The sequence below is a fragment of the Polynucleobacter sp. AP-Titi-500A-B4 genome, from assembly GCF_018688095.1.
In the GTDB taxonomy this organism is placed as follows: domain Bacteria; phylum Pseudomonadota; class Gammaproteobacteria; order Burkholderiales; family Burkholderiaceae; genus Polynucleobacter.
On the sequence record NZ_CP061311.1, the window covers coordinates 2050923 to 2075650 of the forward strand.

General features: G+C 44.2%; 24 protein-coding genes and 1 tRNA gene. 7 read left to right on the forward strand and 18 right to left on the reverse strand.

Annotated elements, in window-relative coordinates:
- The first annotated feature begins 69 nt into the window (after positions 1-69).
- Complete coding sequence (locus FD968_RS10375; protein WP_215366271.1) at positions 70-885, forward strand: tetratricopeptide repeat protein; 816 nt, start codon at positions 70-72, stop codon at positions 883-885.
- A gap of 18 nt (positions 886-903) precedes the next feature.
- Here FD968_RS10375 and FD968_RS10380 read toward each other — a convergent pair whose 3' ends face one another.
- The 5 genes from FD968_RS10380 to FD968_RS10400 form a co-directional block, all read right to left on the reverse strand.
- Positions 904-1515, reverse strand: a complete 612-nt coding sequence (locus FD968_RS10380) for a hypothetical protein (protein WP_215366273.1) — start codon at positions 1513-1515, stop codon at positions 904-906.
- A 37-nt stretch (positions 1516-1552) separates the two neighbouring features.
- Positions 1553-2041 carry a hypothetical protein gene (locus FD968_RS10385; RefSeq protein ID WP_215366275.1) on the reverse strand — a complete coding sequence of 163 codons (489 nt, stop codon included), beginning with the start codon at positions 2039-2041 and terminating at the stop codon, positions 1553-1555.
- A 567-nt stretch (positions 2042-2608) separates the two neighbouring features.
- The gene (locus FD968_RS10390; RefSeq protein ID WP_215366277.1) at positions 2609-2758 is read right to left on the reverse strand and encodes a hypothetical protein; all 150 of its coding nucleotides are present in this window, start codon (positions 2756-2758) and stop codon (positions 2609-2611) included.
- A complete protein-coding gene (locus FD968_RS10395) occupies positions 2755-3192 on the reverse strand; it encodes a DUF6641 family protein (RefSeq protein WP_215366280.1) in 438 nt (145 codons plus the stop codon). Before FD968_RS10395 ends, FD968_RS10390 begins: the two co-directional genes overlap by 4 nt.
- A gap of 669 nt (positions 3193-3861) precedes the next feature.
- On the reverse strand, positions 3862-4491 hold the full coding sequence (locus tag FD968_RS10400) for a hypothetical protein (RefSeq protein ID WP_215366283.1): 630 nt from the start codon (positions 4489-4491) through the stop codon (positions 3862-3864).
- A gap of 318 nt (positions 4492-4809) precedes the next feature.
- Here FD968_RS10400 and FD968_RS10405 point away from each other — a divergent pair, with 318 nt between their 5' ends.
- Entirely contained in the window at positions 4810-5376 is a 567-nt protein-coding gene (locus tag FD968_RS10405; protein WP_215366286.1) for a site-specific integrase, read from the forward strand.
- Between the two features lie 411 nt (positions 5377-5787).
- On the opposite strand, the gene FD968_RS10410 is transcribed toward FD968_RS10405, so the two are convergent.
- Complete coding sequence (locus FD968_RS10410) at positions 5788-6522, reverse strand: hypothetical protein (protein WP_215366290.1); 735 nt, start codon at positions 6520-6522, stop codon at positions 5788-5790.
- A 134-nt stretch (positions 6523-6656) separates the two neighbouring features.
- Here FD968_RS10410 and FD968_RS10415 point away from each other — a divergent pair, with 134 nt between their 5' ends.
- Genes FD968_RS10415 through FD968_RS10425 form a run of 3 tightly spaced genes read left to right on the forward strand, consistent with a single transcriptional unit; the run spans position 6657 to position 8374 of the window.
- Positions 6657-7439 (forward strand): hypothetical protein, encoded by a 783-nt coding sequence (locus FD968_RS10415; protein ID WP_215366293.1) that lies wholly within the window; start codon positions 6657-6659, stop codon positions 7437-7439.
- Between the two features lie 55 nt (positions 7440-7494).
- Positions 7495-8178: an AAA family ATPase gene (locus FD968_RS10420; RefSeq protein WP_215366296.1), complete on the forward strand. Its 684-nt coding sequence runs from the start codon at positions 7495-7497 to the stop codon at positions 8176-8178.
- Positions 8179-8188: 10 nt separating this feature from the next.
- Entirely contained in the window at positions 8189-8374 is a 186-nt protein-coding gene (locus FD968_RS10425; protein WP_215366299.1) for a hypothetical protein, read from the forward strand.
- 58 nt (positions 8375-8432) lie between these two features.
- Here the strand turns inward: FD968_RS10425 and FD968_RS10430 are convergent, their stop codons facing one another.
- The 12 genes from FD968_RS10430 to def all read right to left on the reverse strand — a co-directional run bounded on the left by FD968_RS10430 (position 8433) and on the right by def (position 21048).
- Positions 8433-9707 (reverse strand): tyrosine-type recombinase/integrase, encoded by a 1275-nt coding sequence (locus tag FD968_RS10430; protein ID WP_215366302.1) that lies wholly within the window; start codon positions 9705-9707, stop codon positions 8433-8435.
- Between the two features lie 134 nt (positions 9708-9841).
- On the reverse strand, positions 9842-11083 hold the full coding sequence (locus tag FD968_RS10435; RefSeq protein WP_215366306.1) for an HD domain-containing phosphohydrolase: 1242 nt from the start codon (positions 11081-11083) through the stop codon (positions 9842-9844).
- 498 nt (positions 11084-11581) lie between these two features.
- Entirely contained in the window at positions 11582-11791 is a 210-nt protein-coding gene (locus FD968_RS10440) for a BrnA antitoxin family protein (protein ID WP_028818794.1), read from the reverse strand.
- A gap of 11 nt (positions 11792-11802) precedes the next feature.
- Positions 11803-12081 (reverse strand): BrnT family toxin, encoded by a 279-nt coding sequence (locus FD968_RS10445; RefSeq protein WP_215366309.1) that lies wholly within the window; start codon positions 12079-12081, stop codon positions 11803-11805.
- A gap of 88 nt (positions 12082-12169) precedes the next feature.
- Positions 12170-12245 (reverse strand) — tRNA-Phe (locus tag FD968_RS10450).
- 72 nt (positions 12246-12317) lie between these two features.
- Positions 12318-14507, reverse strand: coding sequence for an OsmC domain/YcaO domain-containing protein (locus FD968_RS10455; protein WP_215366311.1), 2190 nt, complete (start codon positions 14505-14507; stop codon positions 12318-12320).
- Between the two features lie 106 nt (positions 14508-14613).
- Entirely contained in the window at positions 14614-15297 is a 684-nt protein-coding gene (locus tag FD968_RS10460) for a response regulator (protein WP_215366314.1), read from the reverse strand.
- A 2-nt stretch (positions 15298-15299) separates the two neighbouring features.
- Positions 15300-17612 (reverse strand): ATP-binding protein, encoded by a 2313-nt coding sequence (locus FD968_RS10465; protein ID WP_215366317.1) that lies wholly within the window; start codon positions 17610-17612, stop codon positions 15300-15302.
- Positions 17609-18190, reverse strand: a complete 582-nt coding sequence (locus FD968_RS10470) for a DUF4390 domain-containing protein (protein ID WP_251367580.1) — start codon at positions 18188-18190, stop codon at positions 17609-17611. Before FD968_RS10470 ends, FD968_RS10465 begins: the two co-directional genes overlap by 4 nt.
- Positions 18187-19503 (reverse strand): 16S rRNA (cytosine(967)-C(5))-methyltransferase RsmB, encoded by a 1317-nt coding sequence (gene rsmB / locus FD968_RS10475; RefSeq protein WP_215366321.1) that lies wholly within the window; start codon positions 19501-19503, stop codon positions 18187-18189. Before rsmB ends, FD968_RS10470 begins: the two co-directional genes overlap by 4 nt.
- 6 nt (positions 19504-19509) lie before the next feature.
- On the reverse strand, positions 19510-20523 hold the full coding sequence (gene fmt, locus FD968_RS10480) for a methionyl-tRNA formyltransferase (protein WP_215366325.1): 1014 nt from the start codon (positions 20521-20523) through the stop codon (positions 19510-19512).
- Positions 20524-20532: 9 nt separating this feature from the next.
- Positions 20533-21048: a peptide deformylase gene (gene def, locus FD968_RS10485; protein ID WP_215366328.1), complete on the reverse strand. Its 516-nt coding sequence runs from the start codon at positions 21046-21048 to the stop codon at positions 20533-20535.
- 76 nt (positions 21049-21124) lie between these two features.
- Here def and dprA point away from each other — a divergent pair, with 76 nt between their 5' ends.
- Positions 21125-21808 (forward strand): DNA-processing protein DprA, encoded by a 684-nt coding sequence (dprA, locus tag FD968_RS10490; RefSeq protein ID WP_215366331.1) that lies wholly within the window; start codon positions 21125-21127, stop codon positions 21806-21808.
- Between the two features lie 206 nt (positions 21809-22014).
- Positions 22015-24678 carry a DNA topoisomerase III gene (locus tag FD968_RS10495; protein WP_251367581.1) on the forward strand — a complete coding sequence of 888 codons (2664 nt, stop codon included), beginning with the start codon at positions 22015-22017 and terminating at the stop codon, positions 24676-24678.
- The last annotated feature ends 50 nt before the right edge of the window (positions 24679-24728 follow it).

Genomic DNA, 24728 nt, shown 5'->3' on the forward strand with positions numbered 1-24728 from the left:
AAGGGAATAAAAAAGGGGCTATAGTTTTATCTACCCTTGATTGCCGATCCATAAAAAAGGAAAGTCTTAATGAAAAGCTTCATAAAACAATGCATAGCTTTTTTCTTGATGTTTAATCTATCAATAGCGCTTAGTCAAACCAATTCTCCAGCACTCCAATCGCAAATTGATAAAGCGAATACTGGAGATGCTGGGGCCATGAATATGGTTGGCAATTTTTATGCTAATGGATCAGGGGTCGATAAGAACCTATATGAAGCAAAAAAGTGGTATGAAGCGGCTGCAAAAAAAGGATATGCTGCAGGATATTTTAATTTAGGATTAATGTATGAACGGGGCGAAATAGTGCCCAAAGATATTAATAAGGCAATGGAGCTTTATAAGACTGCTGCCAATGGTGGATTACCAGCAGCACAAAAGAAATTGGATGCATTAGCTTCACAATCTTCAGCGCCAGTAGCAATACCTAATCAACCAGTGCAACCCCAATCACCAGTTCCAGCAGTTCAAACACCCACCCCTACGGCACAAGGGGCTAAGCCTGCAAACAACCAATTAAATAAAGCCCAAGTTATTGAGCTAGCCGCAAATGAAATAGGGGGGCCTGAGGGCTGGGGTAAATGCATGGTGGCGCATACGGTTTTAGATTTGTCGGCTACAAATAGCCCATTACCCCCCAAATTGGCCAAGCAAAATCAGGGAATTGGGGTACTGCTTGGAGAAATTCGGCAATACTATCTTCGAAGTGGGTTTACCGATGCATACCTAGGTCAATTTATTAAAGCCTATAGACCAACGATTAATACTGGCGATCAAGCCTTAGATGCATTAATTCCGTGCAATAACAAGCTTAATTCTGCAACGGCATTATGGAATGGAAAATAACCAAACTTTAATTGATTTTCATATTTTTGTATTACGCTTCTTCTGCTCTTCTTCCTGCTGGCTTTGCAAATCTTGTTGCTTTTTGTAAGCGCGATACTCATTTCTTTTTGTTTTTATCATTTCTAGTATAGCTACTTTATCTTGAGCCATTTGGCAGTTAAAGGTCCATTTCAAACCATTAAGACTACCAACACCAACTGAAGTCAGCACAAGATCTTGCCTGTTCAGAATATATGGATTTGATCCATATGCTTTTGCCTCATCACTAGCGCCAACGCTTCCATACCGATACTCCTCAGTAGATTCTTGCTCAAGAATTAAGGCATATTCTGTATACATCTCTGGTCGATCACTTGGCGAGCTTGTAAGCAAGCTGGCGGCTCTACCCATAGAGACCATATAGTAGCGATTTCCCTTCCCATTGCCAGGAAGACAAACTAGTGCAAACTTAATTTCGGGAACTGCGTCTTGTGAAGAAGCCGAAGGATTTTCAGGCAAAGGCGGGGCTTTAGCCGGAGCGTCTGGTATATTTTCTTGGGCTTTTTGGCTTGGTTCAGACTTTCCGCATGCAGATAAGCCTAAAAGAACTACAAGAAAAGCAATTGTGAGCCTAGTTAAATGCAGCGCCATAATAATTAATCCCGATTAATAGTCAATTTTAAAAAAGTTACTTATTTACAAGATACTTTTGTTCGTAAGTCAGCATCTTATTTAAATCAGGGGATAGTGGACGACATAATTCCATAACTTCTGTAAATTCCTTGGAATTATTCGCCCTATTAATTTCAAGTAATCGCATCCATCCGGCTTTAAATGCCTCTTGTGAAGAGCCATACTGTATACCATCACAAGCAGCAAAAACGGTTAGATATTTCATCTGTGTATTTAAATCTACATCCATTTCTTTAGATAAAACAGCGCGCGAAAAATCAAAACCTGTGCAATAAGAATAGCCCTTACCCCAAGACTTCGTTCGCCACATTGCGACAGTTGGGTTTGTAGAATTATCAGACATATTTTTAGTGCCTGATTTACAAGTTTGGTTGGCAAACTCTTTTAGCTTATCCATTTGAGACATTCCACTAGTTTGGCAAAACCCTATTGATGCATTGGCCATAAAGACAATGGCGACAAATTTTTGGATTAAGATTTTCATTGTTTTTCCTTTAAAACTGATTAGCAAATGTTATTGTGCGTTTTAAGATTTAATTCTAATTTTCAAAATAATTTAACATGGATCACTGATCAATAATGGTATTAATTAGTTAATTCGTTGCCGAAGCATCCAAAGGATGCCCCTTCAAGGGGTGAATAAATTTTAAGTTGCACTCGCTATACCTCTCATCCCCACCAATAAGAGTTTTCTTTTTTAAACAAAAACCGCCAAAAAGCCCCTGAATTTGGTTCAAATCGTCTGATTTTCAGAATAAGAATTATTACGAATACGAGGTAGGGTTAGATTTAAATCACCAGGGGCCGAGATCTCCGCTGACTTTGAAAATTGCGCGGTAAATTTTTAGGGCTTACTACTGATCGGCTTGATAGCCTGTTGATAATGCTGGCGATCCTTTTCCAGCTTTAGTTGTTGTTTGGCAGAATCCACATTTCGCTTAAGAGAAGCTACTCTTGCCTGCGCAGGTGAAAGGGGCTTAATTGGTTTGATGGTTTTGATTTCATAAAAGCGCATCAAGTATTTAAGCCTAACTTTCGCCCTACTAAAGTATTACTCCCATACTTCTGTATAGCCTAGAACATTGCCTAGCCCAAACTGTAATTCACCAATTAACTTTGCTTGTATTTGACTATCGGCAAATACTACGGTGTTTGCTGTTTGAGTTTGACTTATGCGAACCCATAGAATGAACTTACTCATTTACCGAACCCCGCACGTACTGCGCCGCTTGCCGCTTCTATTTGAGCGTCAAGTTCACCGGCTTCTACAGCGACCTTAATAATCTCTAGGGCTTTAATCAGCTCATCTGCGGAGTTAACTTCTACAGCAGTCTTGCCTTTAGCAAACTCAATGATCTTTGCGCCGTAACGAATATTCAAGCAAACCTTTCCATCCATAGCTACAAACCACCACTGACGAATGCGCTTTTCATGCTCAATGGTTTTGCGTGCACCAGTGATGTCTTTCACTGTTTTGAATTTCTTAACAGTAAACGTGCCGCCTTCTTTGCTAGCTTTGGCTAACTGGATCTGCTCCCAGACTTTGTTGGCTAATTTATTACGGCGATGCAGTACTGGTGGGATTGCTGTTGGCTTTTTTGAATTAACCATTTTCAAACTGTTTAATGTGCTCATCTTTTTCTCCTATAAGTTAATGGGCACACTTAATTTATTGTCAGAGTTTTTGGTTGGACAACCTCTTTTTGCCAAAAGCCACAGAGATCTAATGATTTGACCCAGATCTGCTCTCCTTTTATTAGGTTTCACTAAATAACTATGACAGCAGAGTAAATAAAAGTTCTGTGATGCCATTGATTACTACCGAAACAAGAGCAGTGACACTCAGTCGTTATGTCACCCTAAAGCTGGACTTAGAGTCGCAGTCATGGAAATTCTGGGCGGTAGCAGAGACTTTATTCACTATCCTTTACAGGACGCCATTAGCCTTGCTGACTAATATGAATCAAGTATATGAATTAGCACAAAGATTATAGAGCGTAGTTCTATGGATCACGAGAAAGCCCTGCTTACACAGTAACTTTCAAACAAGACGAAGGTAGCCACTTATTGCTTTTGTCATTGTTGCGTTTTAAGCCGCACGTAAAAGGAGACAGCGAAACCGCCCTTCCCAAACTGGTTGTGCCTATAAGTGGTTTAGTAAAGAACTCAGCGAAAGTCCTTTTCTACTACTGAGCCTGTTGCTTAAGGCTCAGTGTAGGTTGAATCTAGCGAAAATCATAAAAGAAAAGAAAAATGTGATGAGCGATAAGCGAAATCACAAGCTAACGTAGTTGGCTTTTATATTCAGAAAAAACAATGCTCATTTGGATTTCTCTCTAAGTACTTCTTAGGAATCCAGGGGTTATCTTCCTTAATTTCTCTGAAGGCAATTTCTTTGCAGACTGCTATTTTATCAGATACATCTTCCCAGAGAATTACTTCTCTATATTCCTTCGTTTCATTATTATTGGATGTCGCCTCATCATAATCGCTATCGTATGCGACCAAGGTATCAGTCATATCTAATTCATATTCATACTCTGCAATTTCCCCGTTTTTCATCAAGACATATCTTGCGCCAACAAAATTCGGGGATTCATCCTCATACTCCATAAGAATAATAAGCTTTGGATCTAGCTTTGATGCATGCCTCAACAGATGATCCTGAAACCCCCTTACTGGATCCCATCCCCCAACAAACCCTAGCCCAACATAATCTTGATCATCGTGTATCCACTTTGACCCTAATTCATCAAAGCCTAAGATGGCATCCTGACCAGTTAGACCATAAAAAATACGCCCCACTCTTGAGGTATCAGCATAATCACTGTGAATTTGTATATCGTCAGTTATGCGTTTGTTCATTTCAATTACCAAATCGTCAATTAATTTGTTGCCAATAAAAGTAAACTTACACTTAACAAAGTTAGCCATTTTCTACTCCATGTTTTTACATCCATATTACTGAAGTTTTCTATATTAAGTTAAATCTTTCTTATATAACGCGAATGCTTTACTTTGCTGAATTGGGTGGCTGATCCGAAACTTTAAACGCTTGTAGGTCGTTTTAAACAGTCATCAAAATATCGTGGCATTTGCGCCACGATAAATATAAGAGAACTAGAGAACTCTTATGTTTTTACGTAACCCATTGATTTTTGGAAAGATCTTTATTGGCTGATTTCGGTTGCCCAAACCGAATCTAAGAAAACATACTGTAACCCTGTATTTAATACATTTAAGGGAGAACGTATGTCACAAGCTAGAGTTTTAAACCCACAAGAATTACGCCGAGTTTTAGATCACGTTGCTACACGCAGGCATTCAGCACGTAATCGCGCTATGTTGCTGTTAACGCACTACGCAGGTATGCGAGTAGCTGAAGTAGCTGCCCTACGCATAAACGACGTTTTAAACGGCGACAGCACTATTAAGGGCGAAGTACGCTTGATGCCCGAGCAAACTAAGGGCAAACATGCCCGCACTGTTTACCTAAATGAACGGATGCAAAAGGAATTAGCTCAGTATCTTAAAGTACTCAAAATTAAAGATATCAGTAATCCTCTGTTTTATACACAGAAGCAAGCAGGGTTCTCAGCTAACTCACTTACCCAATACTTCTTTTATCTATATCGTGCTGTGGGACTAGAAGGCGCCAGCAGCCATAGTGGTAGACGCTCATTCTTAACGGGACTTGCTAATAAAGGCACAGCAATTCACATACTCAAGTCGCTCGCAGGGCATCGCAACATCAGCACCACTGCCGCATATCTCTATAGCAGTCCAGATCAACTTAAAGCGGCAGTAGAGCTGATTTAGCTTTTGGCGAAGTTGGTAAACACGGTGCCAGTATAGTTGTCATTAACTGTGGCAGTCTTAAGGTTCACTGTGAAGGCAAGTCCGCGTGTTTTTAGTCTGTGATCAAACCACCTACATAGGACTTCTACACGTGTTGATCTATTTTTGCCGTCAAGAATGAGCATCTGATTACCCAATAAGAAGGTGCCGCTAAAAACGGACCCTCTAAACTTGGCGTTCTTAAGTGTGATTACTCTAGCTTTTTTAACCGACTGAGGTTCTGTAGGCATTGCTAGTTTGGTGGAGTTGGGGCACTGATTCTTTCTTTCCCAGACTGGTGCTTTTAGATAGAAATCCATATAACCCCTCATAGTTGCTTATAAGTTGTTATAAGGATACCAATAAGTATTACAACTGTCTTTTAAAAAGACATTAAATGGCTGGGAAAGAACCTTTCAAAACACCCGCAATTATCTTATCGGCACTATTTAGGTATCGCTTAACGCAAGAGCCCATCGTATTTCGCTTTGCGGCATTCATTGCTGGAAAGTTTTTAGGCGATGTCATAGCTTTGGGTATTAATGTCAAATTTTCTCCAATTTGCCATAAGGGCACTTTTGGTTTATTCCCCTTGTGCTTCATATATTCATCATATACATCGAGAGTTTTTTCTAAATTCTGAATGGTGTAATTTCTCGCAATTTTGTACTTTGCATTACTTTTGATTGATCCCTTCGTGGGTCTACCCCTAGAAGATGTATGCCGTTCTTTTAGCAAGCGTGCAAACCTACTCTGCAAATACCGCTTACTTGAGCTGAGTGGCACAGCAAGAATCATTACCTCATCGCTACTCCAATCATCTTGCCACTGTGACTTTTCCTCAAGCTCTGTTAATTTCATTGCGCCATAGTTTTCGGCAAACAAATTCGGTCCACGCTGATCTTTTGTCCACCACTTGTGAAAGTCATCATCCCTCACATCACCAAAATCGTTATACAGCGCCGCATGCTTGCCTTTGCCGCCACGCTCACAACACTCTAGATATTCAGCGTTTCGCCTCAAAAACTGCCACCACCAGTAGTACGGGCTACGTTTTTGATAGCCCAGTGGAAGGCGCTTATTTTTTGTTCCAAAAATGGGGTACGGGGCAAGGAATCGTCTTGGCATTTTCTTGGCAAGTAAATTGCAGGATATTCTAATAGTATCAGAGAAGAATTGATTTCGCCTTATATTTTAAGCATGGACGAGCGGTTAAATTTCTTAGCAAGCATCCATTACTTAATAAAGAAAGTGAGTCAAATATGTTATTAAATCCAGTAGCAGTAAATCCAACCCCCGTAGCCGACACTGTCTTTTTAAAAGACGCTGCCGAAACAAGCAATATCGTGGTTGGCGCCACGCTGTCACTTACTAATATGGAAGCAAATCGTATTAGCTGGGAACAGGGGGCTTATCGCACCAGCAATCAGTCTTTGTATGCCGTTCTCGGGCAGTGCTTGGCATTTTGCGGTGAACTTACCATCGCCGAAGCTAAACAGCGCAGTTCTGCCTTAGAAGCCTTTTATAAAGAACGGGGCTATAAGTACAAAAAAGAACTGCCATTAGCCAATCGCGTAGTACGTGCTGTATTTGGCGATGTCAACCGCCGCCGTGTCAGCACGTACGCACTTGTACTACGTCAAGCGCAAAAAGAGGGCATTGCCTATAGCAGTCTTGCCACTTGGATCGAAGAACGCGGCGGCATACAAGAAATCACGCTTGCTCGTAGTGCTAGTTACATGAGTCCGTCTGCTAAAGCAGGGGCAGCTAAGCAAGTTATGCAGGGCAAAACACCGATTGGGTTTGCCAAATCCGATTTGCTGTCGATGCACGCTGATGCTGATTTTATGGGGGAAGCATGTGTGTTATTAGCCGAGCAACAGCCCGACGGGAGCTTTGGGGTATTCGCAGTATTGCGTCAACAAGGGCTTGTTAATGCTGCCTATGCCAATTTGTATGCGATGCAACGTGAAGCTACTGTACGCATACAAAAGGAAGTAAACGCACAGAATGACGCTGACGGCGCCATTCCTAAGCAAGCGTAATTAATCAATCGGGGGTGTTATGAGCGCCCCCAACTCAACTTAATAAGGAAATCACATGAATAGCAAAGGAACCAACCATGCACCTCAAACTATTGACGACATCATTTTCGGTAATCCCGAGAGCAAATTGCGCATTGACGATATTGTCTCGGGTGCCGAAGCATTACCTGACTGCGGCAAATCAGCCATCCTTCTTTACGGAGTCTTTGGCACAGGCAAAACCACACTCGCAAAAATGCTACCTAACCACATTGAATATGGAAAAACTAAAGAGGAATTGATTTTTCCTGAGGAGTTTATTCCGTGTCAGCAAGGGCTTAATGGTCCACAAGTGATGGGAAAAATTGATGCCATTCTTTCAAAAAACTCACTGAATGTAAGTGGCTTGCAATATATCATTTTGGATGAGGTGGACAACCTTACTAAACTAGCACAGCAGAGTTTGAAGTCAGCACTCAATACGCCGCGAGGACTTTTTGTACTGACAACCAATAATGTCTCGGAGCTTGATAAAGGGCTGCTAGATCGGTGCGTCTTGGTGGAAATGAATGCCGCAGAGCCCACTGCTTACTTAGAGACGGCAAGAGCTATTGTCAAAGCCAGTAATGCGACTCTATCTGATGATGAGCTCATGCCGACAATTAAAGCTGCCAATGGATCGTTTAGAAACTTGTTTCATAACGTGGGGCGCTTGGCTAGACGCAAAGGTCAACAGCCGCCGCCAAATGTAATTTACTAAGGAGATATATATGGCAAATTTTAATATAAAGTATAAGGTTGTCATTGAAGATAGCATTGACATTGAAGCTGATGATGTAAGGGATGCTTTATCTGCTCTAGCCAAACAACACTCCGAAGAGCGCCTCACTCAAGTAGGCATGGTTCAGAAGTTTTTAATCACAGAAGTCAAAAACTGTACTCTTGAAGAGTATTAGTTTCAAGCCCACTTTCGAGTGGGCTTTTTTATTTGTCCTTTTAAAGGACACATCATGTTCAAGCTAACCTATCTGCCGCCATCGTTGCCGTCAACTTGCTGTAATGACGATCAATCATGGCGGCACTATTTCCCATCTGCTTGGATAGCGTGTGAATATCAGTCTTGTTCTCCAGTAGCTCTAGGGTAGCGTAGGTATGACGCAGTGAGTAAAGGGTGCGCATCTGTCCGTCGTGACTTAACCCCAAACCACTATCTCGCATCAAACGCTTGAAAGCCCCATCAATCCGCATAGGTTGATGACCATTAGCAAATACGAAGATACGTTCTGGCGAACGAGTTTCAAATAGGCGATCAAAAGGAATGTCATAGACTGCCTTTTGCCTATTATGTAATCGCTTGAGCACATCTACCGCCTTATGTTTAGCAATCAGCCAACGTCCGCCTGTTTTGCCACTTACCCATATACGTAGATACTTCTTATCACCCTGCGTATGCCACTCAATATTGTTCCAGCAGATATTCAGTGCCTCAGTGCCATGCCGCATGCCTGTGTATAAAAGCATCTCTACATAGTCGCGCAATAAGGGGCGTGTCTCATGCTCAATCTCTAGTCTGCCTTGCTTGATCCATGGCTCCATAAACTCCAATAAGCGATCAATCTCTTCTCTTGTGAATGCTGGGCGGGTTTTACCTTTCCGCCCTCTAGCTGTGAGTTTTGGAATAGCCACTCGCTCACTGATCCAACCTTTGCTTATGGCTACGAGCTGTAACTTAGTCCAAGCACTGGCAAAGTTCATTAAGGTGCTGGCTCTAGGCATCCGATTCATTTGCCGATTTCGCCAAACTTCAAACTCATGCACGTCTGTATAAGTTATTTCTTCTAGTCTTTTGTCACCAAAGTAAGGCAAGAAATACTTCTCAATACAAGTGATGTAGCTACCGTACACACTCTTACCTATACCCACATCCAAGTCCTGCCGCATTGAGTAGAGAGTGGCGTGTGCAATTTCTTCAAACGTGGGTGACTTTTGTGCAAGCCCCAGTCTTTGGCGAAATCTGGTTTCATCGTAAAGATCGCATGCCATTCGTACTGCGTGCTCAATACTGGCTTGGCGGGTAGTCTGACGATGCCATGAGCCATCTTGCAGTCTAAAGCGGCAATGCCAAAGTGGACTTCCGGGTCTGCGGTGGATAACGACTTCGCCATCACGCAGATAAAGCTCTGTGGGTTCGGCGTATTTGAGCTGGCTTAGGGCTGTGGGTTGGGATTCTTGCTGGGGTGAGGGGATTACTTCTAGGTGGCTTTCAGGTACTTTGATTACCTTAGTCACTTTTTGGGTGGATTGCTGTTGTCATACAGCTATTTTATTTTCAGACTTTTAGTTGGACAACCTGAGCATGAAGCGTCTTTTAAAAGGACGCTTCATTTTTTTGTGAAATTCCGCCAATGCCCCAAGACAGGCTTCTAGTTATCTCGATACTTTTGAGCAATTTCATTAAAGCTACTCTGCTCTGCAATAAATGCATCAACTATTAATGGGTCGAAGTGACTTCCCCGCTTAGAAATAATCTCTTCGGTTGCCTGATCGGTTGTCCATGCCTTCTTATAAACACGCTCACTCACCAAGGCATCATACATATCCGCTAATGCCATAATTCGAGCAGATAACGGTATTTCCTGTCCAGCTAATCCACGGGGGTAGCCAGTACCATCCCATTTTTCATGATGACCGCCTGCAATTTTGATCGCATGAACAACTATATCTTGATCGGATTCCATATCAATATTAGGAGCCTTTAATACAGATTCGCCAATCAGCGTATGGGTTTTCATAATTTCCCACTCTTGATCTGTCAAAGCACCCTTCTTGAGCAAAATATGATCGGGTATGCCAATTTTTCCAATGTCATGCAGTGGGGCCGCCTTAAACAGGAGCTCAATAGATTGATCCGAGAGGCTTTCGGTGTAATGCCCATCATTCTTCAGGCGCAGAGCGAGTGCTTTTACATAGTTTTGCGTGCGAATAATGTGGTTTCCTGTCTCGTTGTCACGAGCCATAGCAAGCGCATTTAGGGAGTTTAATAATTGCGTCTCCGTTTGCTCGACTTTTTTATTAGCGAGTTCGGCATCTTTATTGGCAATATCTATATTCATTGAGTGAATTTGGGAAAGAAGCCGCTCCCTCTCATCCCACTCCATTGAAACTACTAAGCCAGCCAAAGACAGGTATTTTGCCAAGCCAAAAATCAATAGGAGCACAAAAGATATAACGTTAGCTTGTCCACCCTGAAACGCAAATCCAAGATCGCCATAAAGAATCATTAAGCAACGAACGCCCCATACTATGCTAGTTAGAAACAAGATGGCTGCTAGCACAAAAGCCAAGCTATTCTGTCTTTGCTTATAAAACTTGAAAATCAATGATGCAGTGAGCAAGTTCAATACCGTGCCACACAGAGCAACGAGGGCTGGTTGATATCCAGCGCCAAAGTTATTGCCAATCAGCATCAAGGCGATAACAAAACTGATTGCAGCCAAAAAGGCTTTGAGTGCAATCCTATCGAAATGAATCTTCTTACCTAATAAACTAATGCCGGAGTAATAAAAGTAGATATACGATGCAATACTTAAACTATTGCCAAGTTTGTATGAAACAAATTCTGGCACTAAGTCTCTAATGGCAATTAAGGATGTTGCGATGCCCATCAAGAGCGTACCTATAATCCAGCTTGATATATAGGGTCTTTTTTGATTTTTAAACTGAATGAATAGCAAACCGGCGCCTGCAAGTGAAAACATTCCAAAAAAAAGGAATATCGAGTAGATGAGGGTCGCAGTCATTTTTAAAAAGGTACTTAGTGTGCCGTTACTTTTAATTTAACTTCTAGTTTCTTGTACCAATATACTCCCCCTGGGATATTAATGTGGCATGCTTAGAAGTGGGCGAAGGAGCCGGCTCCAGATGAATGATTTTGGCTGTTTTGAGCCATTCACAATTTTCAGCGCCTTTAGATTTTAAGCTCTAGACTCAGACAAGCAACGTTGGCGCAAGATGAATGAGCCATCAACCACCTTCGAAACAGATAACTGGGTTGATTGATACTTAGAAAACAAAAACAGCCGCCGAAAGGCGACTGTTTGAGTTCTTGGTGGCCCGGGGCGGAATCGACCAGGGTCTCAGGATACTCTCATCCTACCTCTAGACTATTTCCAGCTAAGGTTCAATTTCTTATGCGTAGCGGCGCAATCTCTTAAATAGAGATTAATGAGGCTTTGATAAGGAATGCCTACCTCTTCTGATACAGATTTGAAGTAGCTCACTGAATCCTCATCCAATCTAATGGTTATAGGTTTCTTGAGCATAGAAGCATATGGATTTTTACGAGCTTTTGAGAAATCATATTCTTTACGCATCTTCATCACCTTTAATAAGCTTTTGACTCTTTAGGGGTTGCCTTACGAGCCGAAATAATACGAACAACATTACCCTCGCTTCGATAACAATGGCAAACCAAAATTACACGAAGAGAATGGCTTACTCCCAGCAAGATAAATCTGTCTTCATCCTCCGAATGATCGGGGTCGGAAATTAACTTAGCACTTTCATCATAAAACACTGATTTAGCTTCTTCAAAAGAAATGCCGTGTTTCTTCAGATTAGCTGAAGCTTTTCGGGGCTCCCACTGAAATCGCAATGAATTCATATGTACATTGTACATACATTAATTAGAAGAAGCAAGCCCTGCTAAGCCATAAAAGAAAATAGCCCAACAAGTGGGCTATTCAGATTCTTGGTGGCCCGGGGCGGAATCGAACCACCGACACAAGGATTTTCAATCCTCTGCTCTACCGACTGAGCTACCAGGCCAAGACATCGAATTATAAATGAAACTGTGTTTTAGCCTAGAAAATGGGCTGCCTGTCTCTAACTGCCTGTAGTTCAAGCTTTTGAGCGAGCCGCATGCAATTTTCTATAGCTATCAATCAAACGGTGATGCCGGTCTAGGCCCTCTAGTTTTGAGCTTGTTGGGGTCAGGCCGTAAAAACTCAGTGTTCCCTCTACTGAGCCCATTACCGCGTCCATGCGCTCATTACCAAACATTCGATGCAAATTGGATATGTAGTCGTCAATCTTCAAATCATCATCTAACAAAATCTCAAGAACAGCACTTAGCGCTTGATAAAACAATTTACGCTCGACAGTGTTGTCGTTATATTGCAGGAAAGCGCCCACTAGTTCATTTGCCTCATCAAATTGCTTTAACGCAAGATGAATCAGCAACTTCAACTCCAATACTGTTAGCTGGCCCCAAGGCGTATTCTCATCAAACTCTACACCAATCAATGTAGCAATGTCGCCATACTCATCAAGCTCGTTATTCTCCAAACGATTAAGCAAGGCGCTAAGTTTTGCATCGCCTAATGTATGTAAATTCAAAATGTCATGTCGGAATAGCAAAGCTTTGTTAGTGTTGTCCCAGACGAGATCTTCTACTGGATATATTTCAGAGTAGCCTGGCACTAGAATTCGGCAAGCGGTAGCACCCAACTGGTCATAGACTGCAACGTAAACTTCTTTACCCAAATCTTTGAGAATGCCAAATAAAGTTTCGGCCTCTTGCGCATTTGAGTTCTCACCCTCACCTGAAAAATCCCATTCAACAAATTCGTAATCAGCCTTAGCGCTAAAGAAACGCCATGACACAATACCGCTGGAATCAATGAAGTGTTCAACAAAGTTATTGGGCTCAGTCACCGCCTCACTTGCAAAGGTAGGCGGAGGCAAATCATTAAGGCCCTCTAGGCTGCGGCCTTGAAGCAATTCCGTTAAGCTGCGCTCAAGTGCGACCTCTAGGCTTGGATGAGCGCCAAAAGAAGCGAAGACGCCGCCAGTTCGTGGGTTCATTAAAGTAACGCACATCACTGGATATACCCCGCCAAGTGAGGCATCTTTTACTAAAACTGGAAAGCCTTGCTCTTCTAACCCCCGAATGCCCGCCAAAATGCTTGGATACTTCTCAAGCACCTCTTGCGGCACATCAGGCAGAGCAATTTCACCCTCCAGAATTTCTCGCTTGACCGCCCTCTCAAAAATCTCCGAGAGACACTGCACTTGAGCTTCGGCAAGGGTATTGCCGGCACTCATGCCATTGCTGACGTATAAATTTTCAATGAGGTTAGATGGAAAATAAACCGTCTTGCCATCGGATTGACGTACATACGGCAAAGAACAAATACCACGCTCCACATTCCCAGAATTCGTATCAATCAAATGTGAGCCACGTAACTCGCCATCGGGATTAAAAATCTTGAGGCAATATTCATCGAGAATTTCCGTTGGTAGCGAATTCTTACTGCTTGGCTTAAACCAACGCTCATTTGGATAATGCACAAATTCTTTATTGGCGATATCTTCGCCCCAGTATGTTCCTGCGTAGAAATGGTTGTTGCTCAGTCGTTCAATATATTCGCCCAACGCTGAAGCAAGGGCGCTTTCCTTCGTAGATCCTTTGCCATTGGTAAAACACATTGGTGAGTGTGCATCGCGGATATGTAAGGACCACACATTTGGGATGAGGTTCCGCCAGGAGGCAATCTCTATCTTGATCCCGAGGTTTGCCAACACACCGGACATATTCGCAATGGTTTGCTCTAGCGGCAGATCTTTGCCAGCAATATACGTGCTGGTATCAGCATCTGGCTTTAAGGTCAATAGGGTTTGTGCATCGGCATCTAAGCTCTTGACCTCTTCAATGACAAACTCCGGCCCCGCCTGAACGACTTTCTTAACGCTACAACGCTCGATAGAGCGCAAAATTCCCTGGCGATCTGTAGCGGAGATCTCTTCTGGCAACTCAACCTGAATCTTAAAAATCTGTTGGTAGCGATTTTCTGGATCAACAATATTATTTTGTGAAAGGCGAATATTTTCTGTGGAGATATTGCGAGTCTCGCAATACAACTTTACAAAGTAGGCTGCACACAAGGCAGAGGAAGCTAAAAAATAATCAAAAGGGCCCGGCGCTGAGCCATCACCCTTATAGCGAATAGGCTGGTCAGCAATCACAGTGAAGTCATCGAACTTAGCTTCAAGACGAAGCTTATCGAGAAAGTTGACCTTAATTTCCATAGGAATAATTCCGAATTAGATGTATCGCTGAGATGAACACCGTAATCGTTTCAAACAATGCCCATGAAAATTATTTGCCCAAGAATTTGACAAATAACTTGAGGGTCTATTGCTCGCCCTTATTGCGTGATGTATCAATACCCAGGGCTTTAAGCTTGCGATATAGATGCGTTCTCTCTAGACCGGTGTACTCTGAAATCTTGGTCATACTGCCACCCATGATTTGCATTTGATGCTCAAAGTAAGCCTTCTCAAAAAGATCTCTGGCTTCTCTTAGTGGTAAATCAAAATAAGTTTTTGCAATACCGCTGATGTACGCTCCTTCTGCCGGCGTCGGAGCAACCTCAGTATTAAGGGGTTTTGGAACTGCACCAGCAGGCACACCAGACTGTACTGCTTTCTCTTCAGCTGGCTCAACATATTTTGGGGAACTCTCTAAAGCTTTACTAACAGTCTTGAGAAGCTTTTGTAGAGCAATCGGCTTTTCTAAGAAGTTCAGGGCGCCAATGCGCGTAGCTTCAACAGCAGTATCAATAGTGGCATGGCCCGACATCATGACCACTGGCATTGTTAACTGCCCAGTCTTTGACCACTCTTTTAATAAAGTAATGCCGTCAGTATCTGGCATCCAAATATCTAGCAGCACAAGATCAGGACGCATTTGTTCGCGAATAGTACGGGCTTGAATGGCGCTTTCTGCTGCGTAAACAGTATGGCCCTCATCCGTCAGAATCTCATTGAGAAGCTCACGAATTCCCATCTCATCATCAACGACCAAAATACTAGCCATACTTAGGCTGCCTCTTTTGCTAAGTTCATAAACAAAATTGATACTTGCGCACCGATCACTTCTTCTCCCTGCATACGGTTTCGTATTTCTATTTTGGCACCGTGGTCATCAATAATTTTTTTAACGACTGCCAAACCTAATCCTGTACCTTTGCTCTTGGTTGTTACGTAAGGCTCAAATGCTCTTGCCAATATCTTAGCTGGAAATCCAACTCCGCTATCACTTATTGTTAATCTCACAGCATTTTGCTTTACACCATCGTGCTCACCATAAGGCACTAACTCTGTTTTTACCTCAACTGGGTAGCCCTGATGCGTGCCCTCCAAAGTCGAATCTTGAGCATTTTGGAGCAAGTTATGAATAACCTGCCTCAACTGAGTTGGATCTCCCATAATATTTGGGCAATGGGGGTCCATCTGAGTGCGCAAAGGGCTGCCCTCATATAAACCCAGAATCTCACTCGTGAGTGTATTGATGGAAACGGGCTTTAATTGTGGCGTTGGGGTTTTCGCAAAATCCCTGAAGTCATTGACCATTTCCTTCATTGCTTGCACCTGACCAATAATCGTCTCGGTGCTGCGATTAATCATCTCTTCTTGTTCGGCGCTAAGCTTTCCTGCAAGTTTATGTTGTAGGCGCTCTGCAGAAAGCTGAATTGGGGTTAGTGGATTCTTGATTTCATGCGCTAGTCGCCTTGCAACCTCGCTCCATGCAATTGATCTTTGTGCACTCACCACATCGGTAATGTCATCAAAAACTACCATACGCAAATCTGCCGTGAGTTGTGTGCCCCGCACAAACAAGGTCACTCCAAGCTCATTATCAAACTCATTGGGCGTATGGAGCTGCACTTGTTTTTGCCATATGGGCGGTGATTGATGGCCTGACTTTGCCACAGAATCAGAGTCATCATTCGCAAGGGTAAGCTTCATTGTTGCAAAACCTTCTTTGATCGCTTCTTCAAACTCTATGAGCGCGGGATTGCTGCTTAAAGGCTTGCCATCCAAAAGTGTTAGGTCTTGAGCAAAGATTCGGTCTGCGCCAGCATTGCTAGAGACCACGTTATAGCTCTTATCAAAGATACAAACGCCTGCAGTTAGGCTGCCCAACACTTTTTCTAAGAAGGCCTTAGATTCTTGCAAGGACGTACGAGTGTCAGCAAGCTGCCTAGTCATCACATTAAATTGGCGGGTCAACATACCAAGCTCATCACCCGTATCTAACTCTGGTTTTGGTGATAAATCTCCCTGGGCAACTGCTTGGGTTCCCTTTAGCAACATCAATAGGGGTCGAGCCAACTGACGACCTAGCAACAAGGCCAAAATCACCGCAATAAATAAAGCAAAAAAGAGGGTCAGCGTTAAGGTGCCAACAAACATTTTGCGCAGACCTATGCGCCCCAGAGATTTTTCTTGATAGTCGGTATAGGCAGATTCAACCGCATCAATATTCTTTGCTAATGGTCCGGGAATATAGCGGACTAACTGAAGAAAATATTTATCGTCTAAGTCTTTGCTTGAATCTAGCCTGCCTTGAATGGGCTTCTTGCGCACAACCGGAATAATCGCCCTCACACGATAACCACGTTGACCACCATCCATTTCAATTTGGTCTACAGAGGCGAGGCCTTTCTTCTTAAATGCTTCAGTAATAATGTCGGCATTGGGTGCGGGCAAATATTTTTTTGGCTTTACCTCGCTTGTAAAAATCAAATTGCGCTGGATACTAAAGAGACTCAGTTCTTGAATGCCAAACTGGGCCCTAATCTTCATTGCCATAGCAGCAACCTGTTCAGCACTAGAACCAGCGGGAGCCAGTACCACCTGCTCAGCAATGTAATTACCCTCTGCCAAAATTTCTTCTTCGGCAACGCGCAAGGTGATACGGCCCAGCTCTAAGCCAGAGTTGAGCGCAGATTCAACCTGCACATCAAACCAAGTTTCAATGCTGCGAGAAACGAACTGAAGTGAAACCCCGTACAAAATTAAACCCGGCACCACCCCAACTAGAGCAAAAATCATTGCCAACTTGGCAATTAGTCGCGTACCAAAATGGCCACGATGCCAGCGAACGGCAATCACAATGGCCAAAGTCAAAATGACGAGCGTTAGGCAAACACCAATGACAACGTTCGCTGCATATAACCAGATAAAGTAACGATCGAAAAATTCGGTATTAGAGGAAGCAACCGACAATAATGCCAAAAGGAGTAATGCAAATGCTCCAATCAAGCCGATGGCGCCTGGAAGTAATTTTTTGCGCCAAACTTTTGATTCAAAAAAGCTCGGTTTAGGCGATGTTGTGGCTTGTCTCATCGTTTAATTAGATTGGGTCCAGCAGCAGAAAAAGGAACGCGCAACCAGTCGCTAGAAACATTCCAATCTCGATTGTTCAATGCGTTGACCTGAAATGGTTTTGGTAGTTTGCTTAAATCCAATACCATGCGCAGGCTTGCTGTATAGGCTTTATTGGGGTCAATCTGCCCATTGTCAATCACGCGCCAGCCACCAATGCTGCCAACGGCTTGCAAGGCTTCAGAGATCGTTTTGGCAGAGAAAGTAAACCCTTCGGAGGCAATGCGGTATTGCTGAGTTAGTGGCTGGTAAGACAAGCGAGCCTGCCTTTGAGTGGTAATTGATTTTTCATCAAACCAATACCAGCGTGAACGAGTCAAATCAAAATCGGTTTGAAAATAAAGCACCACCCCCTTTTGCACGGCATCCTCTAAGCCTGGTGATAACTCAATCTGGAAAGTGGCATTTAATAGCCAATCGTTCTCAACCTTCTCTAGCTCAAAGGATTTGATTTTGATGCCTTCAGCGCTGACGGCAGCTGAAAAAATACTCAACGCCATCAAGCCTAAAAAGATGAATTGCTTAATTCTTTGGCTCATGGCCCATTTTTCTTAAACAAGGCATAGTAAAAACCATCGTTGGCTTCGGCGGGTAAAAGCTGTCCTGGAGCGCCTAATCGTACCGCATTGCTATGCTGCTGCGCAAACCAAGTGGCCTGATCTTCGCCCTCCTCCGGAAATACCGAGCAGGTAACGTACAAGAGCGTTCCTTCCGGCTTTAGCATCTTCCATGCCTGAGTCAAGATTTCTCGCTGCTTTTGCTGCAAAGACTTGATGTCTGCTTCGCGACGCAAAAATGGAATGTCTGGGTGTCGAGAAACAATGCCCGAGGCTGAACAGGGAGCATCCAACAAAATTTTGTCGAAGAGAGCACCATCCCACCATCCACCTTTGGATGCATCGCCCCGAAGCACCTTTACCTTTTCAGAGTGCAAACGTAATCGATCTAAATTGCCGCCAATTTTTCCTATGCGGCCAGCATCTAACTCCAAGGCCACCATCTGACAATCCGCCAACTCTAATAGATGCGCCGTCTTTCCGCCGGGCGCAGCACAGGCATCTAATATTAAATCGCCCGCTTGTGGATTCAACAAAGCCGCGGCTAATTGAGCGCCAGCATCTTGCACAGATGCCGCACCGCTATAAAAACCCGGCAACTCGGAAACAGGAACGGGATTTGCGATTAATAGCGCACTAGGCAATGAAACACCCGCAACAGATTCGATTGGAGAAGACGCAATCCCAGCATCATTTAATAGGGCCTGATATTGTTCGCGAGAATATTGTCTTTGATTCACACGCAAAATGAGTGGTGCGCGTTTTGCTTGAGAAAACAAAATGGATTGCCATGCTTTTGGATAATTACGCTTCAGGTTTGCGCGCCAGTAAGCAGGCACATACATTGGAATGGGATCTGGAGGGTAATGCGGCTGACCCTCAGCGGGCTGCAAAATGACGCTAACTTTGCGTAGCACTGCATTGACCAAACCCTTGGCATACATTGTTTGTTCATACTCACTACAAGCTCTGACTGCCTGATCCACAATGGTGTGGGTTGCATAACCTTTGCCTTCAGAACCATCGCGCACAAACAAAGCGATAGCCACACTCAATAAATGATCCACTTCAGGGGGTGGCGTTTTGGGCACAAACTGTTTTATCAATTCATGCGTGCGGACCCATTTGCGAAGCGCATCGAAACTCAAACTTTGTACGATAGGTCTCTCATGGGCATCTAACTCATCCAGCACTTCAGTAAGAGATCTGCCGCTCATCACTTCACTAATGGCTTGAGCTGCAATTGTGATTGCTTCAGAGAGCGGAAGGCTATGAGATGTTCTTTGATCTAGCAATGGAATTTACTCAGGGTCAAGATGCTCAGCCTTCGTCTGAAAACAACATGGTTTTTCGGCAGCATCGAGTGCTTGTAAACACATTTTTGCACTTAATCTTTTACCGCCAGGCCTTTGCATCTCCAGAACCTCAATCACGCCAGAACCACACTGCACATAAATACTGTCTTGGCCCAAACCCAGAACTTCGCCAGACTTTCCCGACCCAGCAGGGGGATTTTTTGGTATGCGCGTATTCCAAAGCTTGATGCTGAGTCCATTGAGGCTACTGGTAGCGCCTGGAAAAGGATTGAATGCCCTAATCCGCGCATCAATCTGCTGTGCATCCAAACTCCAATCAATCTCAGCCTCTGCTTTTAATATTTTCTCGGCGTAGGAAACGCCTAGATTTGATTGCGGGGTAGGGCTCAAACTTTTACCACTCGCTAACTGAGTAAGCGTACTCACAATTAACTTCGCACCCAGTTTTGACAATCTATCGTGCAAAGTGGCGCTCGTTTCATTAAGGTCAATCTCAAGCTCTTCAACCAAAACTATGTCACCAGTATCAAGGCCTGCATCCATCTGCATAATACATACGCCGGTTTTACGATCGCCTGACTCTATGGCGCGTTGAATAGGTGCAGCGCCCCGCCAACGAGGCAATAGAGATGCGTGAATATTAAAACTACCGTATCTGCCTGGGCGCTCGCTGATATCCAGAATCTCTTGCGGCAATATTAAGCCGTATGCAACCACGACCATGGCATCAAAATCAATTTGGGATAGGTGTTGATAAGCCTCTTCTGCTTGTAATTTCTTTTGCGCGTCAGGGCTATTGCGCTTTAGCGTTTCTGGCTGCAATACTGGAATATTTTTTTCTAATGCAAATTCTTTGACTGGGCTAGCTTGTAAATGCATTCCTCTGCCAGCGCGCCTGTCAGGCTGAGTGAGCGCAAGCACTATCTCATGGCCAGCATCATGAATTGCACGCATGGCTTGCGCTGCAAACTCAGGGGTTCCGGCAAAGACAATCTTCATTCAGAGCGCTTAGCGCTGACCTACCAATTCTTTGGCGCGCTTTTTCATTTTTTGTGAGATGCGAGTACGCTTCAAAAGCGATAAATACTCTACAAATACTTTGCCTTGCAAATGATCTAACTCGTGCTGCAAACAAACTGCTAATAGTCCGTCAGCATCCATCTCAAATTCTTTACCTTCAAGATCTAAAGCCTTGACACGTATTTGAGCAGGGCGCTCAACTTCGTCATAAAACTCGGGCACTGAAAGACAGCCCTCGCGCCAAGATTTTGTCTCAGCGCTTGCCCAAATAATTTCTGGATTGATAAATACCATGAGCTCATTTTGATCATCAGAAATATCAATCACAACGATGCGCTCATGAACATCAACCTGCGTTGCCGCCAACCCAACACCAGGTGCTTCATACATGGTATCTGCCATATCGGCTACGATTTTTTTAATGCGAGCATCAACCTGCGCAACAGGTTTGGCAACTTTATGCAAACGCGGATCGGGGTAACAAAGGACTGTTAACAAAGCCATGTAGGAATTATCTAACAGAGCAATCCGTCTGTCCTGATTGTGCGTAATTCCCCACGCATCAAAATGTTTGGTACTTATGAGACAAGCCCCAAACTTCATCCGCAAAATCGAGCAAAGAGACAGGCTTTACCCTGCCCGCCTGAACGATCTCTACGACCCCCCGCCTTGCCTATATATATGCGGAAATAGCAGGATCTTAAAGATGCCCATGGTTGCAATTGTTGGCGCCCGAAATGCAAGTAGCGAAGGGCTTAAAAATGCTGGCTTCTTTGCGCAAAGTCTAGCCAGGGCTGGTTGCATCATCGTTTCAGGTCTAGCCAAGGGCATAGACGGGGCGGCACACCGCGCAACCCTTGGTCTAGGTGCAAACCATGGCACCGTCGCTGTTTGTGGAACAGGGCTAAATATTGCCTACCCCCAAGAGCACTGCGGACTAATGCAGGCCATCAGTCGTCAAGGACTGCTGATTTCAGAGCTTTCGCCAGAAATTGGCCCAAAGGCGTTCCACTTTCCTCGGCGCAATCGCATTATTGCTGCACTCTGTTTGGGCGTAATTGTCATTGAGGCTGCCGAAAGGTCCGGATCTTTAATTACCGCACGACTTGCCTCCGAGCTTGGAAGAGAGGTTTTTGCTTTGCCAGGACCCATCAACGACCCTCTCTACGCCGGTTGTCATCAACTTATTCAGCAGGGGGCCAAGTTAGCGAGAGGGCCCAAAGATGTGCTGGAAGACCTTATTTTTCCCAAAAACCCCATTTAAAGTGGTTTTAAGGTGGTTTTTGTTAAATAAAAGTTATTGCAAGGTGGTGTTCGAAGGGCTCAAATAGGCGTTTTTTGGACTTTTCAGGATTTATCGGTTAATAATAAAAAAGGGAGTTGTAATAGGCCAAATCCTGATTTGGTTTAAATTGATCTTCCTTTTTCGCTATTAAAAACATTCATTCAGGCTCAAATTTAGGCAAACGCGTGGCTAAAGCATCTACCAAAAGCAGCTCCAAGACCTCTTCCGTGGATCATCCAAAGGCACTAATCATTGCCGAAAAACCATCGGTAGCCAATGACATTGCCAAAGCCCTGGGCGGGTTTACTAAGCACGAAGACTATTTTGAAAACGACGACTTTTTAATCTCATCTGCTGTTGGCCATCTTTTAGAAATTGCGGCGCCAGAAGAGTACGACGTAAAGCGCGGTAAATGGTCTTTTGCCAACCTGCCTGTTGTGCCGCCTTATTTTGATTTGCGTCCAATCGCCAAAACAGAATCACGCTTAAAGGTTTTGCAAAAGCTGATTAAGCGCAAAGATGTCACATCCCTCATTAACGCGTGTGACGCGGGACGCGAAGGAGAATTAATTTTTCGTTTGATTGCCCAGCATGCAAAAGCATCGCAATCCATTAAACGTTTATGGCTGCAGTCCATGACGCCGGCAGCCATTCGTGACGGCTTTACTAACCTGCGTAGCGATGAAGATATGCAGCCGCTTGCAGATGCTGCACGTTGTCGCTCCGAAGCTGACTGGTTGGTAGGCATTAATGGCACGCGTGCCATGACCGCATTTAATAGCAAGAGTGGTGGCTTCTTCTTAACGACTGTAGGTCGTGTACAAACCCCAACACTTTCAATTGTTGTAGAACGCGAAGAGCTCATTCGTAAATTTGTTTCAAAAGACTATTGGGAAGTAAAAGCTGAATTTATAGCTGCTGCTGGGGTATATGAAGGACGCTGGTTCGATCCTAAATTTAAAAAAGATGTTGCTGAGCCAGATGCGCGTGAGAATCGGCTATGGAGTGAGGCTGCGGCACAAAGCATCGTTGCGGCTTGTCGCGATAAAAAAGCAACGGTTACTGAAGAAGCAAAGCCAGCAACTCAGCTTGCACCTCAACTGTTTGACCTGACCAGCTTGCAACGCGAGGCCAATGCGCGCTTTGGTTTTTCTGCCAAAAATACACTCGGCCTTGCGCAGGCTTTGTATGAACGTCATAAGGTATTGACCTACCCTCGAACCGATGCAAAGGCATTGCCCGAGGATTATTTGGATACCGTAAAGCAAACTATGGAGAACCTTGCTGATCACTCACAAGAATATCGACCTTTTGCTAAACAAATTTTGCAAGGCGACCCCAAGGATCCCAAAGCAAAGGCGGGCTATGGCTGGATCAAACCAAATAAACGAATCTTTGATAACTCGAAGATCTCTGATCACTTTGCGATCATCCCAACGCTAGAGGCCCCAAAAAGCTTAAGCGAGCCAGAAGCTAAGTTATATGACTTGGTAGTGCGTCGCTTCTTGGCCGTCTTTTATCCAGCGGCAGAGTTTCGCGTCACGACTCGCATTACTGAGGCCTCAGGACATCACTTCAAAACTGAAGGTCGAGTCCTAGTAAACCCAGGCTGGCTAACCGTTTACGGCAAATCCAATCAGGCGGAAGATGAATTGGTGGCGGTGCAAGCCGGCGAAACAGTTCAAACCGAATCCGTGCTTGCTGTTCCATTGAAAACCAAACCCCCAGCACGCTATACAGAAGCAACTTTGCTTTCTGCAATGGAGAGCGCTGGAAAATGGGTTGATGATGATGAAATGCGTGAAGCCATGGCTGAAAAAGGTCTTGGCACTCCAGCAACACGCGCGGCCATCATCGAAGGCTTGCTAGCAGAAAAATATATTGTGCGTGAAGCGCGCGAGTTGATACCAACTGCAAAAGCATTTCAATTGATGACTTTGCTACGCGGCTTGGATGTTGAAGAGCTCACTCGTCCTGATTTAACCGGCAGCTGGGAAAATAAACTGTCGCTCATTGAGCAGGGCAAGATGAATCGCGATACCTTCATGCAAGAGATTGCGCAAATGACTCAGCGTATTGTGAAGCGTGCGAAGGAATACGACAGCGATACTATTCCTGGCGACTACGCCACAATGACCACGCCATGCCCGCACTGTAAGGGTCCGGTAAAAGAAAACTATCGTCGCTTCGCTTGTGAGAAGTGCGGCTTCACAATCAGCAAGACCCCCGGTGGCCGCGCTTTTGAATATCCCGAAGTAGAAGAATTATTGCGAGAAAAAACCATTGGGCCTTTACAAGGATTCCGCAGCAAAATGGGTCGTCCGTTTGCAGCCATCATTAAGCTAAGCGAAATCCCAGAAGATGATGCTGACTATCCGAATGCCGGCTTCAAGCTCGAATTTGATTTTGGCAACACGCAAGATGATGAAACCGAGGCGATAGACTTTACTGGTCGTCAAGCCTTGGGCGTTTGTCCAAAATGTTCTGGCGCTGTATACGAAGATGGCATGCGCTATGTTTGCGAAAACAATACGGGCCCAAGTAAATCTTGCGACTTCAAAACGGGTAAGGTGGTTCTGCAGCAAGAAGTCTCATCAGAACAGATTCAGAAACTGCTTAAAGAAGGCAAGACCGACTTGCTGACCAACTTCAAATCTAACCGCACTGGGCGGGGTTTCAAGGCCTATTTAGCGCTTGGCCCTGACGGAAAAATTGGTTTTGAGTTTGAGGCCAAGGCCCCTGGTGCTGCTAAAGCTCCAGCCAAAAAGCGCGCTGGCGCAAGCGCTGCAACCAAGTCTGCAGCAAAGCCTAAGCGCGCCAGTAAAGCAAAATCATCCTCTAGTAGCTGAGCTGTCACCAGCTTGGCCGCTAAGGCCGACCACAAGATTCCTCTTGACCC